Origin of the sequence: Peterkaempfera bronchialis (genome assembly GCF_003258605.2) — a bacterium.
GTDB classification, from domain to species: domain Bacteria; phylum Actinomycetota; class Actinomycetes; order Streptomycetales; family Streptomycetaceae; genus Peterkaempfera; species Peterkaempfera bronchialis.
In genome coordinates this window covers 452,133-464,919 of the sequence record NZ_CP031264.1, presented here as the reverse complement: position 1 = coordinate 464,919, position 12,787 = coordinate 452,133, and the positions used below count along the sequence as shown (strand labels likewise).

Genomic DNA, 12,787 nt, shown 5'->3' with positions numbered 1-12,787 from the left:
GCCTTCCGGCCGGAAGGGGACCGGCCCGGGTGCGGGCCCTCCGCCGTACGACAATGGTCCGATGGCCGACGACCCGCACGACCCGCATCACCCGGTGGACCCCCGCGACGAGCCCATACCGGTGCAGCGCACCGTCGCGCTGGGCACCGCCCGGCTGCTGCCCGACGTCGACCGGCCCCGCGCCAGGCTGCTGACCCTCGACGGCACCCCGCAGTCCTATGTCGACCTCGACGACCCGACCCACCTGGAGTTCGAGTACGTCCGGCGGCTCGGCCACGTCGTGGACACCGCAGCCGCCCCCGGCCTCCCGCTGGAGGTGCTGCACCTGGGCGGCGGCGCCCTCGCCCTGCCCCGCTACACCGCCGCCACCCGCCCCGGCTCCCGCCAGCGGGTGGTCGAGATCGACGGCCCGCTGCTCGACCTGATCGCCGAGCAACTGCCCTGGCAGGGCCCCGACGCCCGCCCCGAGACCGTCGTCGGGGACGCCCGCGAGGCACTGGCCGCCGCCCCCGACGGCTCCGCCGACCTGCTGCTGGCCGATGTCTTCGGCGGCTCCCGGGTGCCCGCCCACCTCACCACCGTGGAGTTCGTCCGGGAGGCGGCCCGGGTGCTGCGCCCCGGCGGGCTGTACGCCGCCAACCTGGCCGACGGCCCGCCGCTGGACTTCGCCCGCGCCCAGGCAGCCACCGTACGGGCGGTGCTGCCCGAGGTCTGCCTGATCGCGGAGCCCTCGGTGCTGCGCGGCCGGCGGTTCGGCAATCTGGTGCTGGTCGGCTCCCGGCGTCCGATCGCCGTCGCGGACCTGGCCCGGCGGCTGGCCGGCGACCCCTTCCCGGCCCGGACGGTCGACGGCGCCGCGCTGGACCGCTTCATCGGCGCCGCCGCACCGGTGGCGGATGTCGGCGCCCGCCCGTCACCCGCCCCGCCGGATGGCGCCTTCACCCTCTCCTGAGACTCCTGAGACTCCTGAGACCCGCCTCACGGGCCCCGATGCCAGACTGGGGAGAGTACCGGCACCGCCCGTACCGAGGAGGGACGCGGATGACGACCGACGACCGGCCCACCGGTACCCCGGCCGGACTCGGGCCGGTCTCCGAGACGGCGCTCTGGACGCTGTACCACCGCGCCGTGGAGGCCCGCCGCCCCGACACCCTGCTGCCCGACCCGATGGCGGTGCGGCTGGTGGAGACCCTGGACTACCCCTTCGAGGAGCGGTTCGGGGCGCCCTCCTCCGCCGCCGTCCGCTTCCAGTCGCAGCTCCAGGCGCAGCGGGTGCGCTGCTTCGACCGGGAGGTGGCCGACTTCCTGCTCCGCCACCCGCGCGGCGCCGTGGTCTGCCTGGGGGAGGGGCTGGAGACCCAGTTCTGGCGGGTGGACAACGGCCGCGCCCAGTGGCTCACCGTCGACCTGCCGGGCTCGGTGGCGCTGCGCGAGCGGCTGCTGCCGCCCGGCCCCCGGCAGCGGCTGATCGCCTGCTCGGTCACCGACGACCGCTGGATGCGCGAGGTGGATGCCTCCCAGGGGGTGCTGATCACCGCCCAGGGGCTGCTGATGTATCTGCGGCCGGGCGAGGTCCGGGAGGTGATCGCCGGCTGTGCGGCGCACTTCCCCGGTGGCGGGCTGGTGATGGACGCGGTGCCGCGCTGGTTCAGCCGGCTGGCCACCGAGGGCCGGTTGCGCGTCGGCAGCTACCAGGCGCCGCCGATGCCCTGGGGCATGGACGCCTCCGAGCAGCAGCGGCTGCGCACCGCCCACCCCGGGATCGCCGAGGTACGGGATGTCCTGCCGCCGCCCGGCCGGGGACTGCTGGGCGCCCTGCTGCCGTACGCCGCCCGGCTGCCCGTGCTGCGGGCCAAGCGCCCGTCGGTGGTCCATCTGGCCTTCGCCGAGCCGGGCCGCACCGCCATCGGGTGACGGATCGTCAGCAGTCGCACCCGCAGCAGTCGCAGCCGCAGCAGCCGTCATCCCCGCAGCAGTCCAACCCGTCGCAGCAGCAGTCGCAGCCGGAGCAGAAGTCGGCGCTCTGGCAGCAGCCGCTCCGGGTCTTGCCGGTCCATGGGTCCGGGTACTGCTCGCGGCAGCACAGCTGGCAGGTGCAGGCCATCATCGCCCAGACCGCGCAACCCGCCAGCAGACCCCGGCGCGGCGGTGGCACCAGGCCCGGCGGCTGCGGCCCGGACGGGTCCTCCGGTGCCTCCGGGGGCGCCTCCCCCGGGGCGTGGCCGCCGGAGGCGCAGCTGTGCCCGGGGCGGCCGAAGACCCGGTCCACGGCTGCGGCCGTCTCATGCACCAGCAGCCGGTGGGCCAGCGCCCCGTCGGCGAACTCCACGTCGTCCAGTGCAAGCCGGATGCCATGCACCGCGTCCCGGCAGAGCCGGTGCGCCTCGCCGAGGTCGGTACCGGTGGCGGTGAGCGGGTTCCAGGCGCCGCGCTCGGTGTCGTCGGTGAGGTCCTCCGCCGCGTCCAGCAGATGTGCCAGTCGGCCGAAGAGGCGGCCGGCCTCCGCCAGCGGCGCGATGTTCGCCTCCCGCCCGGCGAGTACGGCGGTATGGGCGAACGCCGCCGAGGTGGCCGTCTCGGTCGGCTCGGTGACCAGCAGCACCGAGGTGCCCGGCCCCGCGGTCCGCTCCAGCTCGCCCTGCCGGGCGACGGCGTCCAGCAGTACGCCGGTGTCGAACCCCACCCCGGCACCGCCGCCAGCGCTCTGCCGCCCCCATCGCTCGGCGACCGCGCGCGCCCCGGCGGCCACCGGCCGGCGGGCGAAGGCGCCGTCCCCGTCCTCGACATGGTCCCGGACCTTGGCCGCAGCCAGCGCCAGCGACACCGCCGCCGCCAGCCGGGCACCCTCGCCGCGCGCCACCTCGGCGGTGCGCATCCCGCGCAGCGGGCACGGCCCGGCGGTACGCCGCCCGGTGGAGTCGGCGCGGTCGGACTGCGCCTCCACCAGCACCGAGATGACCAGCCCGTCGTAGTTGGTGGCCGTACGGGCGAGCTGGCCGTGGTCGTCGCGCAGGGCGAGGCAGAGGCCGCACAGGTGTGCCACCCAGGAGGTGCGCAACCGCTCGGACAGCCGGTGCCGACACGGCCGGATGATGCCGAACACGTTCCCCCCTTGTAAGCCCCTTTGGCCCTGAGACCGGTCACAGCATAGAGGCGGTCCGCGCGGGGTGGGCCGACGGGTGGCCGTCCAGCGGGTGACAGGGGAGCCCGTGCCTGATACCAACGAAGGGAGAGGCATCGTCGGCGAAAGGAGGGCCTGCCATGCACGCCGCCATCGGGGACATGGTGCACATCCACGGCCGCACGGTCGGTGCCCAGGAGAGGATCGGCCGGATCGCCGAGGTCCGTGGACCCGACGGTTCCCCGCCCTATCTGGTGCGCTTCGAGGACGGCCACGAACGGCTCATCTTCCCAGGCCCGGACTGCATCGTGGAGCATCTCGCAACCCACCACGGACCCGGCGCGCGCTGACCGCGAGCGCCCCCGGCCGCCGCCCGGAGACGGGCGGCGGCCACTTGGGCCCGGCGGGAACCGTGCGGGGGACCTGGTTCGTCGGAGTAACCGGGGGCGTACGGAGGCCGCGTCGGCCCCCGTGGGGTCGGTCCCGGTCAGCGGCGGCCGGGATAGGCTTCAGCGGCAGGTAGCAGCGTCTGTGCAGCGCATCGGCGGCAGACAGCGGACATCGACCGCCCACGGAGGTAGCGGCGTTGCATATCGACGTGTGGATCGAGAGCGTCCCGCCGACGGCGGTCTATGCGCTGGTCGGGCTGATCATCGGCCTGGAGAGCCTGGGCATCCCGCTGCCCGGTGAGATCGCCCTGGTCGCCGCCGCCCTGCTGGCCTCGCACGGCACGGTCAACCCGGTGCTGGTGGGTGTCTGTGCCACCGTCGGCGCCATCGTGGGCGACTCCATCGGCTACGCCATCGGCCGCAAGGGCGGCAAGCCGCTCTTCGAACGGCTCGGGCGGCGCTTCCCCAAGCACTTCGGCCCCGAGCACCTGGGGTCCGCCGAGCGGTCGTTCCAGAAGTGGGGCATGTGGGCGGTCTTCTTCGGCCGCTTTGTCGCCCTGCTGCGGATCTTCGCCGGGCCGCTGGCGGGCGCGCTGCGCATGCCGTACTGGAAGTTCCTGGTCGCCAATGTGCTGGGCGGCGTCATCTGGGCGGGCGGCACCACGGCCGCCGTCTACTACCTGGGCGTGGTGGCCGAGGACTGGCTCAAGAGGTTCTCCTATGTGGGCCTGATCCTGGCCGTCTGCCTCGGCGCGGGATCGTTCCTGCTGATGAAGCGGCGGGCGTCCCGCATGCACGCCCGCGAGGTGGAGTCCGCCGCCGAGCCGGAGTCGGTGACCGCCCCCGCCGGGGAGTGACCGCCCCGCCCGCCGCGTCGGGTCACCCGGCGGCCAGCAGCACCGTGCCCACCAGCGCCAGGCCCGCCCCCACCGCCTGCACCGGGCGCAGCCGCTCCTTCAGCACCCCCCGGGCGAGCAGGGCGGTGGCCACGGGGTAGAGCGATGCCAGCACCGCCGCCACCGAGACCTGGCCGCCGTGCGCGGCCAGCGCATACGAGCCATTGGCGGCCACATCCGCCACGCCCACCCAGGCCAGCGAGGGCAGCCGGAGCCGTACGGCGGGCCAGAGGCCGCCGGCGGGCAGCGCGCCGACCGGATCGCGGCGGACCGAGAGCAGCAGCGCGGCCCCGCCGACGGCGACATTGCAGACCCGCTGCACACAGAGCGCGAGAAGCAGCCCGCCGCCCGCCGACGCCTCCGTGATCAGCGCCATCACGGCGCCGAACCCGAAGGCGGCGGTCAGGGTCAGCACCACTGCGCGGCGTGCCACCGCCGCCCCCCGGAGTTCGGGCCCGCCCGCCAGGGCGACCCCCGCGACGGCCACGGCGATCCCGGCGGCCTGGGCGGCCCCCGGACGCTCGCCGAGCACCAGGCCCAGCCCGACCGGCACCGCGACACCCACCGTGGCCAGCGGCGACACCACACCCATCGGGCCGATGGCCAGGGCCCGGTAGAAGCAGAACATCGCCAGCGGTCCGATCACCCCGGCCGCCACCGCATACAGCAGCCGTGGACCGGCGTCACCCACGGCCCCGGTCGCCGCCACGGCCCCCAGCAGCAGCACGGCGGCGACCGCCTGCGAGGCGACCACCACGACCAGGGCGGGCATCCGGCGGGTGAGCAGGCCCCCGCCGAAGTCGGCGAACCCCCACAGCAGGCTGCTGGTGAGGGCGAGCAGTGCGGTCATGGCGCGATCTCGGAGCAGGGCAGCATGGTGAACCTCGCAGTACAGTTCGATGGACTCTGCGGACAGCCTGGAGCGTAGTGCAGCAGAGTGAACTCCGCGATGCAATTTACTGGACCATAGGAAGGGTCGACGGCGTGCCCGACACCGACGTTGTCTCGCAGGCGCTCGCCCGCAACCTGAAGCGGCTGCGCAGCGACCGGGGACACACCCTGGACGCCCTGGCGGCCCGCTCGGGGGTCAGCCGAGGCATGATCGTGCAGATCGAGCAGGCCCGTACCAACCCCAGCGTCGGCACGGTCGTCCGGCTCGCCGACGCCCTCGGGGTCTCCATCGCCCGGCTGCTGGACTACGCCGAGGGGGCGGCGGTCCGGCTGGTCCCGGCCGAGCAGGCGGTGCCGCTGTGGACCACCCCGGCGGGCAGCAGCGGCACCCTGCAAGCCGGGGTCGAGGCGCCCGGCCCGCTGGAGCTGTGGTCCTGGCGGATCGAACCCGGCGAGGGCCACTCCTCCGACCCGCACCCGCCCGGCACGGTCGAACTGGTCCGGGTCGACGCGGGCGTCCTCACCCTCACCGTCGACGGCCGCGACCACACCGTCCCGGTCGGCACCACCGCCTCCTTCGACGCCGCCCTGCCCCACGCCTACCGCAACACCGCCGACCTCCCCCTCCACCTCACCATGGTCGTCTCCGTACCCCCCGCCCCCCGCTGACCCCCACCCTGGCCGCCGGGCCCCCGCCTCCCGCCTCCTCCTGGCCTTCGGCCTGGCTGTGCCGGTCCGGACAGGGGCGGTGTGGCCTGCCCTCTCGGCCTCGCTGTCGCCGTCCAGCGCCCAGCGCCTAGCGCCCAGCGCCCAGCGTCTGGCATTCGGCCGCCTCTCTGTGTCTCCCGTCGGGGCACGCCGGGGCGGGGGATCATGGTGGCGGCAGGCGACCAACCACAGGAAGAGGGAAGCCCATGACACAGGACCGGTGGACGGCAGTCGACCAGTACCTCACCGCCACCCTGATCGGTGCCGACCCGACGCTGGACGCGGCGCTGAGGGCCAGCGAGACCGCAGGACTGCCCTCGATCAATGTCACCCCCGGCCAGGGCAAGCTGCTGCACCTGCTGGCCCGGGTCCAGCAGGCCCGGTCCATCCTGGAGGTCGGCACCCTCGGCGGGTACAGCACCATCTGGCTGGCCCGCGCCCTGCCCGAGGACGGCACCCTGGTCACCCTGGAGATCGACCCCCGGCACGCCGAGGTCGCCCGCGCCAATGTGGAGCGGGCGGGTCTCGCCGACCGGGTCGAGATCCGCCAGGGAGCGGCCCTGGACATCCTCCCCGTTCTCGCCGAGCAGGGGTACGGCCCGTTCGACCTGGTCTTCATCGACGCGGACAAGCCCAGCAATGCCGACTACTTCCGCTGGGCGCTCCGGTTCTCCCGCCCCGGCACGGTGATCATCGTGGACAACACCGTGCGCGGCGGAGCCGTCGCCGACGCCGCCTCCACCGACCCGGCCGTCCAGGGTGTGCGCCGCCTGCATGAGCTGATCGCCGCCGAGCCCGGGGTCACCGCGACCGCCGTGCAGACCGTGGGCAGCAAGGGCTATGACGGCTTCACCCTGGCCGTGGTCGACGCGAAAGCCGCCACCTGACGTCGGTGGCGCGGCATAGGATCCCGCCATGAGCAGCAGCGCACCGATCGGTACCTTCGCCGAAGCCTGGCCCGCCGTGGAACGTCCCGACCTGGTCGCCGCGCCGGTGGCCGCCGCCCTGGCCGCGTGGAGCGCGGCCGAGCCCGTGGAGTCGGTGCTGGTCGTCGACACCGACCCGGACGCCGCCGACACCGCCGTCTTCTGCGAGACCTATGGCGTGCTGCCCGAGCAGTCCGCCAACTGCGTGATCGTCGCGGCCAAGCGCGCTTCCACCACCACCCTGGCCGCCTGCATGGTGCTGGCCGGTACCCGGGCCGACGTCAACGGCCTGGTCCGCCGCCACCTCGGCGCCCGCAAGGCGTCCTTCGCGCCGATGGATACCGCGGTGTCGGAGAGCGGCATGGAGTACGGCGGCATCACCCCGGTCGGCCTGCCCGCCGCCTGGCCGCTGCTGGTGGACGCCGCCGCTGCGGACGCCCCCTGGGTGGTCGTCGGCAGCGGTGTGCGCCGCTCCAAGCTGCTGCTGCCCGGCAAGGTCCTGGCCGCGCTGCCGGGCGCCGAGGTGCTGGAAGGGCTGGGCGTCCCGCTCGGCCAAGGCTGAGGCTGAGGCTGAGCGGGCCCGGGCACCCCGTCAGCCGCGCCGCCGCTCGGCCACCAGCTCGGCGGCTGCGGCCCGCACCTCAGCCAGCAGCACCTCCAGGTCCTGCTCGGTGGTGGCGGCGTTCAGCAGGCAGGCCCGCAGCGCCTCCCGGCCGTCCAGCACCGTGCCGGTGACAAAGGCCCGGCCGCGCCGCTGCACGGCCGCAGGCAGGTCGCGGTTGACCGCGTCCACGTCCTCGTCCGAGAGCCCGGGGGCGCGGTGGCGGAAGGCCACGATGGAGGTCTCGACGGGGGCCGCCGGTTCCAGCTCCGGGTCCTGCTCCACCAGCGCGCCCAAGTGCCGGGCGAGCGCCGTGCAGCGGGCGATGTCGGCGGCGATGCCGTCCCTGCCCCGGTGGGCGATGGTGGCCCACACCTTGAGCGAGCGGAACGGCCGGGTCTGCTCCATGCCGTACTCGGAGAACCAGCCCAGCCCGCCGGCCTGCTCGTCGCGCAGATAGGGCGGCACCAGGCTGAAGGTGGCCCGCAGCCCGGCGGCGTCCCGGACCAGCGCGCAGCCGCAGTCCACCGGCACGCCCAGCCACTTGTGCGGGTCCAGCGCCAGCGAGTCGGCCCGCTCCATCCCGGCGTAGCGGTGGGCGATCTCCGGGTCCAGTACGCCGAAGGCGCCGTACGCGCCGTCCACATGCAGCCAGAGGCCCTCCTCGGCGCAGAGGTCGGCGACGGCGTCCAGGGGGTCCACGGCCCCGGTGTTCACCGTGCCGGCGGACGCCGCGACCAGGAACGGCAGCAGCCCCTCGGCCCGGTCGGCCGCCACCGCCCGGCGCAGCGCCGCCACGTCCAGGTGGCCGTCGGCGTCGGTGGGCACGGTACGCAGCCGGCGGCTGCCCAGGCCCAGCAGCTCGGCGGCCTTGCGGACACAGGAGTGGGTCTCGCCGGTGGCGTACGCGACCAGCGGGGGCATCCCGGCGAGTCCGTCCGCGCGCACGTCCCAGCCGGCCCGGCGGGCGGCCCGTTCCCGGGCGGCGGCCAGGCAGAGGATGGTCGCCATGGAGGTCCCGGAGGTGAGGATGCCGGCGCCCGGCTCATGGGGGAAGCCCACCAGTTCGGCGATCCACCGCACCACCGCCCGCTCCAGGTGCACATCGGCGTGGTCGCCGCCGGCCGAGCTGGGGTTGATCGCGGCGGCGGCCAGCGTGGCCAGTACGCCCGCCGGGGCGGGGGCGGAGTTCACCCAGCCGAAGAAGCGGGGGTGGCCGTTGCCCATCGGGTACGGCATCACCTCGGTGGAGAGCGCGGCCGGCAGTTCCTCAAGCGGCCGTCCGGCGGCGGGCAGCGGAGCCGTCAGCAGCCGCTCGCGCGCCGCCTCGCCGGTGGGCTGCCACACCGGGCGCTCGGCCACCCCGCCGAGGTAGTCGGCGACCAGGTCGGCCGTGGCGTGGGCGGCGGCGCGGAAGTCCTCACGGGGGGTCTCGCTCAACGTCGGTGCTCCAGGGGAGGGGGTGGCGCGGGGTGGGTCCCGGGGGCGGCGTCGTCGGCGCTGCGGGCGCAGTCGATCGTACGTGTCCCGTCCCACCGTCGGGCCTTTGGGGCCGCGACGAGCCGGAAGGGTGCCGTTCCTGCCCGAATTCGGGCAGGAATCTTGGTGTGTCCGGCGCGGTATGCCTAGGCTCCTGCTCCGTGCCCCTTCCACAGCATCCGCATGAGGACCTGCTCGCCCACCTCACCCGCACCAGTCCGCTGGCGCCCGGGGAGGCGGCGCGGGTGGTCGCCGATGTGCTGGCGTACTTCTCGGAGACCGCCGAGGAGTATGTGCGGCGCCGCCACGGCGAGCTCCAGGCACGTGGCCTCACCAACGAGAAGATCTTCGCCCGGATCGCCGCCGAGCTGCCCGCCCGCCGGGTCGCCGCGCCCGAGCTGTCCGCCCGGCAGCTCCGCCGCATCGTCTACGGCTGAGCCGGACCCCACCACCCCAGGAGGAGACCACCATGTGCGGCATCGTCGCCTACATCGGCCCCAAGGACGCCGCCCCCATCCTGCTGGAGGGCCTTCAGCGGCTGGAGTACCGGGGCTATGACTCGGCCGGTGTGGCCGTCTGCGGACGCGGCGGCGGCCTCAAGGTCCGCAAGACCAAGGGCAGGGTCGCCGACCTCGCCGAGGCACTGCCCGCCCGGTTCAAGGGCTCGGTCGGCATCGGCCACACCCGCTGGGCCACCCATGGCGAGCCCAGCGACGCCAACGCCCATCCGCATCTGGACGGCTCCCAGCGGATCGCGGTGGTGCACAACGGCATCATCGAAAACGCCGACGAGCTGCGCGCCCGGCTCACCGCCGACGGCGTCGCCTTCGCCTCGGAGACCGACAGCGAGGTGCTGGCCCATCTGATCGCCGCGCATGTCGCCGAGGGCACCGAACTGGAGGACGCCGTACGGCAGGCGCTCACCCATGTGGTCGGCACCTACGGCATCGCGGTGCTGGACGCCGAGCAGCCCGACCGGATCGTGGCCGCCCGCAACGGCAGCCCGATCGTGCTGGGGATCGGCGAGAAGGAGATGTTCGCCGCCTCCGATGTCGCCGCGCTGGTCCGCTACACCCGCCAGGTGGTCCACCTGGACGACGGCGAGCTGGCCACCGTGCGCGCCGACGGCTTCCGCACCTTCACCGAGGACGCCCGCACCACCGCCAAGGAGCCGTCCACCGTCGACTGGGAGTTCGGCTCCTATGACACCGGCGGGCATGAGCACTACCTGGTGAAGGAGATCCACGAGCAGCCCGCCGCCGTGGAGCGCACCCTGCGCGGCCGTCTCGACGACCGCTTCCACACCGCCCACCTCGGCGGCCTCAACCTGGACGCCCGCGAGCTGCGCGAGATCCGCCGGGTCAAGATCCTGGGCTGCGGCTCCGCCTACTACGCCGGCGAGATGGGCGCCCAGCTGGTCGAGGAGCTGGCCCGGATCCCCGCCCATGCCGAACCGGCCTCCGAGTTCCGCTACCGCAACCCGGTGATCGAGGCGGACACCCTCTACATCGCGGTCAGCCAGTCCGGCGAGACCTATGACACCCTGGCCGCCGTGCAGGAGGTCAAGCGCAAGGGCGGCCGTGTCCTGGGTGTGGTCAACACCGTCGGCAGCGCCATCGCCCGCGCCTGCGACGGCGGCGTCTATCTGCACGCCGGACCGGAGATCTCGGTGGCCTCCACCAAGGCGTTCACCTCCACCGTGGTCGCCTTCGCGCTGCTCGCCCTGCACTTCGGCCGCATCCACGACCTGTCGCCCGCCGAGGGCCGGCGGATCTGCGCCGGGCTGAAGGCCCTTCCGGACCAGATCCGGGAGATCCTCGCCCAGGAGCAGCGCATCGCCGAACTGGCGGCGGAGTACGCCAAGCACGACGGCATGATGTTCATCGGCCGGGTGCGCGGCTGGCCGGTCGCCCGCGAGGGCGCCCAGAAGCTCAAGGAGGTCTCCTATGTCCACGCCGAGGCCTATCCGGCGAGCGAGCTCAAGCACGGGCCGCTGGCGCTGATCAGCCCCGAGCTGCCGACCGTCGCGGTCGTCCCGGACGACGAGCTGCTGGACAAGAACCTCACCACGCTGGGCGAGATCCGGGCCCGCAGCGGCCGGGTGCTGACGGTGGGCCACCGGGTGCCGGACGCCCGGCTGGCCGACCATGCGATCACGGTCCCCAAGAACGAGCCCGAGCTGGACCCGCTGCTGCTCTCCATCCCGTTGCAGCTGCTGGCGTACCACGCCGCGGTGGCCCTGGAGCGGGACGTCGACAAGCCGCGCAACCTGGCGAAGAGCGTCACCGTCGAGTAGCCGCACCGCCGCATGAGTCGAGAGTCGGGCCGGGGAGCCGCGTGGCTCCCCGGCCCGACCGCGAGGTGACGACCCGTCAACTCCTCGGCGGCGCCCAGGGCTCCGCCACCCGCTGGGCCGGGCGCTCCAGATGTGCGGTGACCACCAGGGTGCCGTCCTCGACCTGGTAGTCGAGCGGCACATCCAGGCGGCGCATGGCGGCCACCATCGCGGTGTTGGCCGACTGCGTCACCGCGTAGAGACTGCCGACGCCCGCCTCGGCGGCCAGGGCCGCGAGCCGGTGCAGCAGCCCCACGCCCAGGCCGCGCCGCTGCCAGGCGTCCTCCACCAGCACGGCGACCTCCGCGTCCTCGCCGTCCCACATCAGGTGGGCCAGGCCGACGATCCGGCCGTCCGGCAGCTCCGCCGCCAGGGTCTGCCCATGCCGGGGCTCCAGCAGATGGCCGAGGTAGCGGTCGGCGTCCCCGACCGGGCCGTGGTAGCGGCGGCGCAGGGTCTCCGCCGAGCAGCGGCCGTGCATCTCCAGGGCGGCCGGCCGGTCGTCCGGGCCGACCCGGCGCACCGTGATCTCGCTGCCGGCGGGCAGGGTGACGACCTCTCGGCCGGCCGGTACCCGGGGGCCGAGGACCGCGTCCAGCTCCACCAGGGCGCGGGCCCGCGCGAACTCGGTGGGGGTGAACGGCAGATGCGGCCGGGAGAGTTCGATGACGCCGCCGGAGGGTTCGCGCAGCCGCATCACCTCCCCGTCCACGGCGTGCGGGGGCTGCTCCTGAGGCTCCGCCGGTCCCTCCGGCTGCTCGTGCTCGGGGGCGGGCGGCAGCGTACGGATGGAGCAGGTGCCGAGGAGCTGCCGCAGCGCGACCGGCAGTTCGGCGGCGTCCAGCGCGGTGCGGGTGGCCAGGCCGAGGATGCGGGTGGGAACGTCCACCAGGTCATGGGCGTCGGCCCGGTCGATCCAGGTGTCCCGGCCGCCCGCCGCCACCACCGCCCCGGCCAGCTGGGCGCGCTCCACCTCGGCGGGCGACTGCACCAGGAACTCGTCCACCGTGCCGGTGGCCAGCGGATGGGTCTGCAACGAGATGATGTTCACCCGCAGCCGGGCGAGGGCGCCGGACAGCGAGGCCAGGTTGCCCGGCGCGTCAGCGACGGTGGTGCGGATCCGCCACAGCGTGGCCCCGGCGGCGATCCGTCCCGGAGTGGCGGCCCGCTCCGCCTCGGCCGGGCTCACCGCTGCCACCGGCCGGTCGGTGGGATCGGGGCCGGGCGGCGCATGGCGGTGACGGTGCGTCCACCAGGCGTGGAAGAGTGCCGACCCGAGCAGCGCCACTGCGGCGGTGACCAGCAGTACCGGTCCGTCATGGCCGTGCACGACGACATCGGCGACCAGGTCGGCGGTGGCCACGGCGAGGAAGAGGGCCGAGAGTTCCACGGCCTCCCGGCGCCAGCGGTGATGCTTCGATAGAGAGTCCATGTGATCAGG

At 74.5% G+C, this 12,787-nt stretch carries 13 protein-coding genes; 9 read left to right on the top strand and 4 right to left on the bottom strand.

The window, feature by feature from the left end:
• Window positions 1-61: 61 nt before the first annotated feature.
• Both C7M71_RS02075 and C7M71_RS02070 read left to right on the top strand, forming a co-directional pair.
• A complete protein-coding gene (locus C7M71_RS02075; RefSeq protein WP_111490903.1) occupies window positions 62-952 on the top strand; it encodes a spermidine synthase in 891 nt (296 codons plus the stop codon).
• A gap of 89 nt (window positions 953-1,041) precedes the next feature.
• A complete protein-coding gene (locus tag C7M71_RS02070) occupies window positions 1,042-1,914 on the top strand; it encodes a class I SAM-dependent methyltransferase (protein WP_111490902.1) in 873 nt (290 codons plus the stop codon).
• 7 nt (window positions 1,915-1,921) lie between these two features.
• On the opposite strand, the gene C7M71_RS02065 is transcribed toward C7M71_RS02070, so the two are convergent.
• On the bottom strand, window positions 1,922-3,103 hold the full coding sequence (locus C7M71_RS02065) for a DUF5685 family protein (protein WP_114914133.1): 1,182 nt from the start codon (window positions 3,101-3,103) through the stop codon (window positions 1,922-1,924).
• A 158-nt stretch (window positions 3,104-3,261) separates the two neighbouring features.
• Here C7M71_RS02065 and C7M71_RS02060 point away from each other — a divergent pair, with 158 nt between their 5' ends.
• Together C7M71_RS02060 and C7M71_RS02055 are read left to right on the top strand one after the other, a co-directional pair.
• The gene (locus tag C7M71_RS02060; RefSeq protein WP_111492005.1) at window positions 3,262-3,471 is read left to right on the top strand and encodes a DUF1918 domain-containing protein; all 210 of its coding nucleotides are present in this window, start codon (window positions 3,262-3,264) and stop codon (window positions 3,469-3,471) included.
• Window positions 3,472-3,707: 236 nt separating this feature from the next.
• Window positions 3,708-4,367: a DedA family protein gene (locus C7M71_RS02055; protein WP_111492004.1), complete on the top strand. Its 660-nt coding sequence runs from the start codon at window positions 3,708-3,710 to the stop codon at window positions 4,365-4,367.
• 22 nt (window positions 4,368-4,389) lie between these two features.
• Here the strand turns inward: C7M71_RS02055 and C7M71_RS02050 are convergent, their stop codons facing one another.
• Window positions 4,390-5,256 (bottom strand): EamA family transporter, encoded by an 867-nt coding sequence (locus tag C7M71_RS02050; protein ID WP_111492003.1) that lies wholly within the window; start codon window positions 5,254-5,256, stop codon window positions 4,390-4,392.
• A gap of 134 nt (window positions 5,257-5,390) precedes the next feature.
• Here C7M71_RS02050 and C7M71_RS02045 point away from each other — a divergent pair, with 134 nt between their 5' ends.
• The 3 genes from C7M71_RS02045 to C7M71_RS02035 all read left to right on the top strand — a co-directional run bounded on the left by C7M71_RS02045 (window position 5,391) and on the right by C7M71_RS02035 (window position 7,493).
• A complete protein-coding gene (locus tag C7M71_RS02045; protein WP_111492002.1) occupies window positions 5,391-5,966 on the top strand; it encodes an XRE family transcriptional regulator in 576 nt (191 codons plus the stop codon).
• A gap of 245 nt (window positions 5,967-6,211) precedes the next feature.
• Complete coding sequence (locus C7M71_RS02040; protein ID WP_111492001.1) at window positions 6,212-6,892, top strand: O-methyltransferase; 681 nt, start codon at window positions 6,212-6,214, stop codon at window positions 6,890-6,892.
• 28 nt (window positions 6,893-6,920) lie between these two features.
• Window positions 6,921-7,493 (top strand): YbaK/EbsC family protein, encoded by a 573-nt coding sequence (locus tag C7M71_RS02035; protein ID WP_111492000.1) that lies wholly within the window; start codon window positions 6,921-6,923, stop codon window positions 7,491-7,493.
• 30 nt (window positions 7,494-7,523) lie between these two features.
• Here the strand turns inward: C7M71_RS02035 and C7M71_RS02030 are convergent, their stop codons facing one another.
• A complete protein-coding gene (locus C7M71_RS02030) occupies window positions 7,524-8,972 on the bottom strand; it encodes a pyridoxal phosphate-dependent decarboxylase family protein (protein WP_111491999.1) in 1,449 nt (482 codons plus the stop codon).
• A 200-nt stretch (window positions 8,973-9,172) separates the two neighbouring features.
• Here C7M71_RS02030 and C7M71_RS02025 point away from each other — a divergent pair, with 200 nt between their 5' ends.
• Together C7M71_RS02025 and glmS are read left to right on the top strand one after the other, a co-directional pair.
• Complete coding sequence (locus C7M71_RS02025) at window positions 9,173-9,448, top strand: hypothetical protein (protein WP_111491998.1); 276 nt, start codon at window positions 9,173-9,175, stop codon at window positions 9,446-9,448.
• 32 nt (window positions 9,449-9,480) lie between these two features.
• Window positions 9,481-11,307, top strand: a complete 1,827-nt coding sequence (glmS, locus tag C7M71_RS02020; RefSeq protein ID WP_111491997.1) for a glutamine--fructose-6-phosphate transaminase (isomerizing) — start codon at window positions 9,481-9,483, stop codon at window positions 11,305-11,307.
• Window positions 11,308-11,383: 76 nt separating this feature from the next.
• Here glmS and C7M71_RS02015 read toward each other — a convergent pair whose 3' ends face one another.
• Window positions 11,384-12,778 carry a GNAT family N-acetyltransferase gene (locus C7M71_RS02015; protein ID WP_111491996.1) on the bottom strand — a complete coding sequence of 465 codons (1,395 nt, stop codon included), beginning with the start codon at window positions 12,776-12,778 and terminating at the stop codon, window positions 11,384-11,386.
• Window positions 12,779-12,787: the final 9 nt, after the last annotated feature.

Bases quoted from the DNA above. Each gene is read 5' to 3' on its own strand.
- C7M71_RS02075 (WP_111490903.1), top strand. From the start codon at position 62: ATGGCCGACGACCCGCACGACCCGCATCACCCGGTGGACCCCCGCGAC.
- C7M71_RS02070 (WP_111490902.1), top strand. From the start codon at position 1,042: ATGACGACCGACGACCGGCCCACCGGTACCCCGGCCGGACTCGGGCCG.
- C7M71_RS02060 (WP_111492005.1), top strand. From the start codon at position 3,262: ATGCACGCCGCCATCGGGGACATGGTGCACATCCACGGCCGCACGGTC.
- C7M71_RS02050 (WP_111492003.1), bottom strand. From the start codon at position 5,256: ATGACCGCACTGCTCGCCCTCACCAGCAGCCTGCTGTGGGGGTTCGCC.
- C7M71_RS02040 (WP_111492001.1), top strand. From the start codon at position 6,212: ATGACACAGGACCGGTGGACGGCAGTCGACCAGTACCTCACCGCCACC.
- C7M71_RS02035 (WP_111492000.1), top strand. From the start codon at position 6,921: ATGAGCAGCAGCGCACCGATCGGTACCTTCGCCGAAGCCTGGCCCGCC.
- glmS (WP_111491997.1), top strand. From the start codon at position 9,481: ATGTGCGGCATCGTCGCCTACATCGGCCCCAAGGACGCCGCCCCCATC.
- C7M71_RS02015 (WP_111491996.1), bottom strand. From the start codon at position 12,778: ATGGACTCTCTATCGAAGCATCACCGCTGGCGCCGGGAGGCCGTGGAA.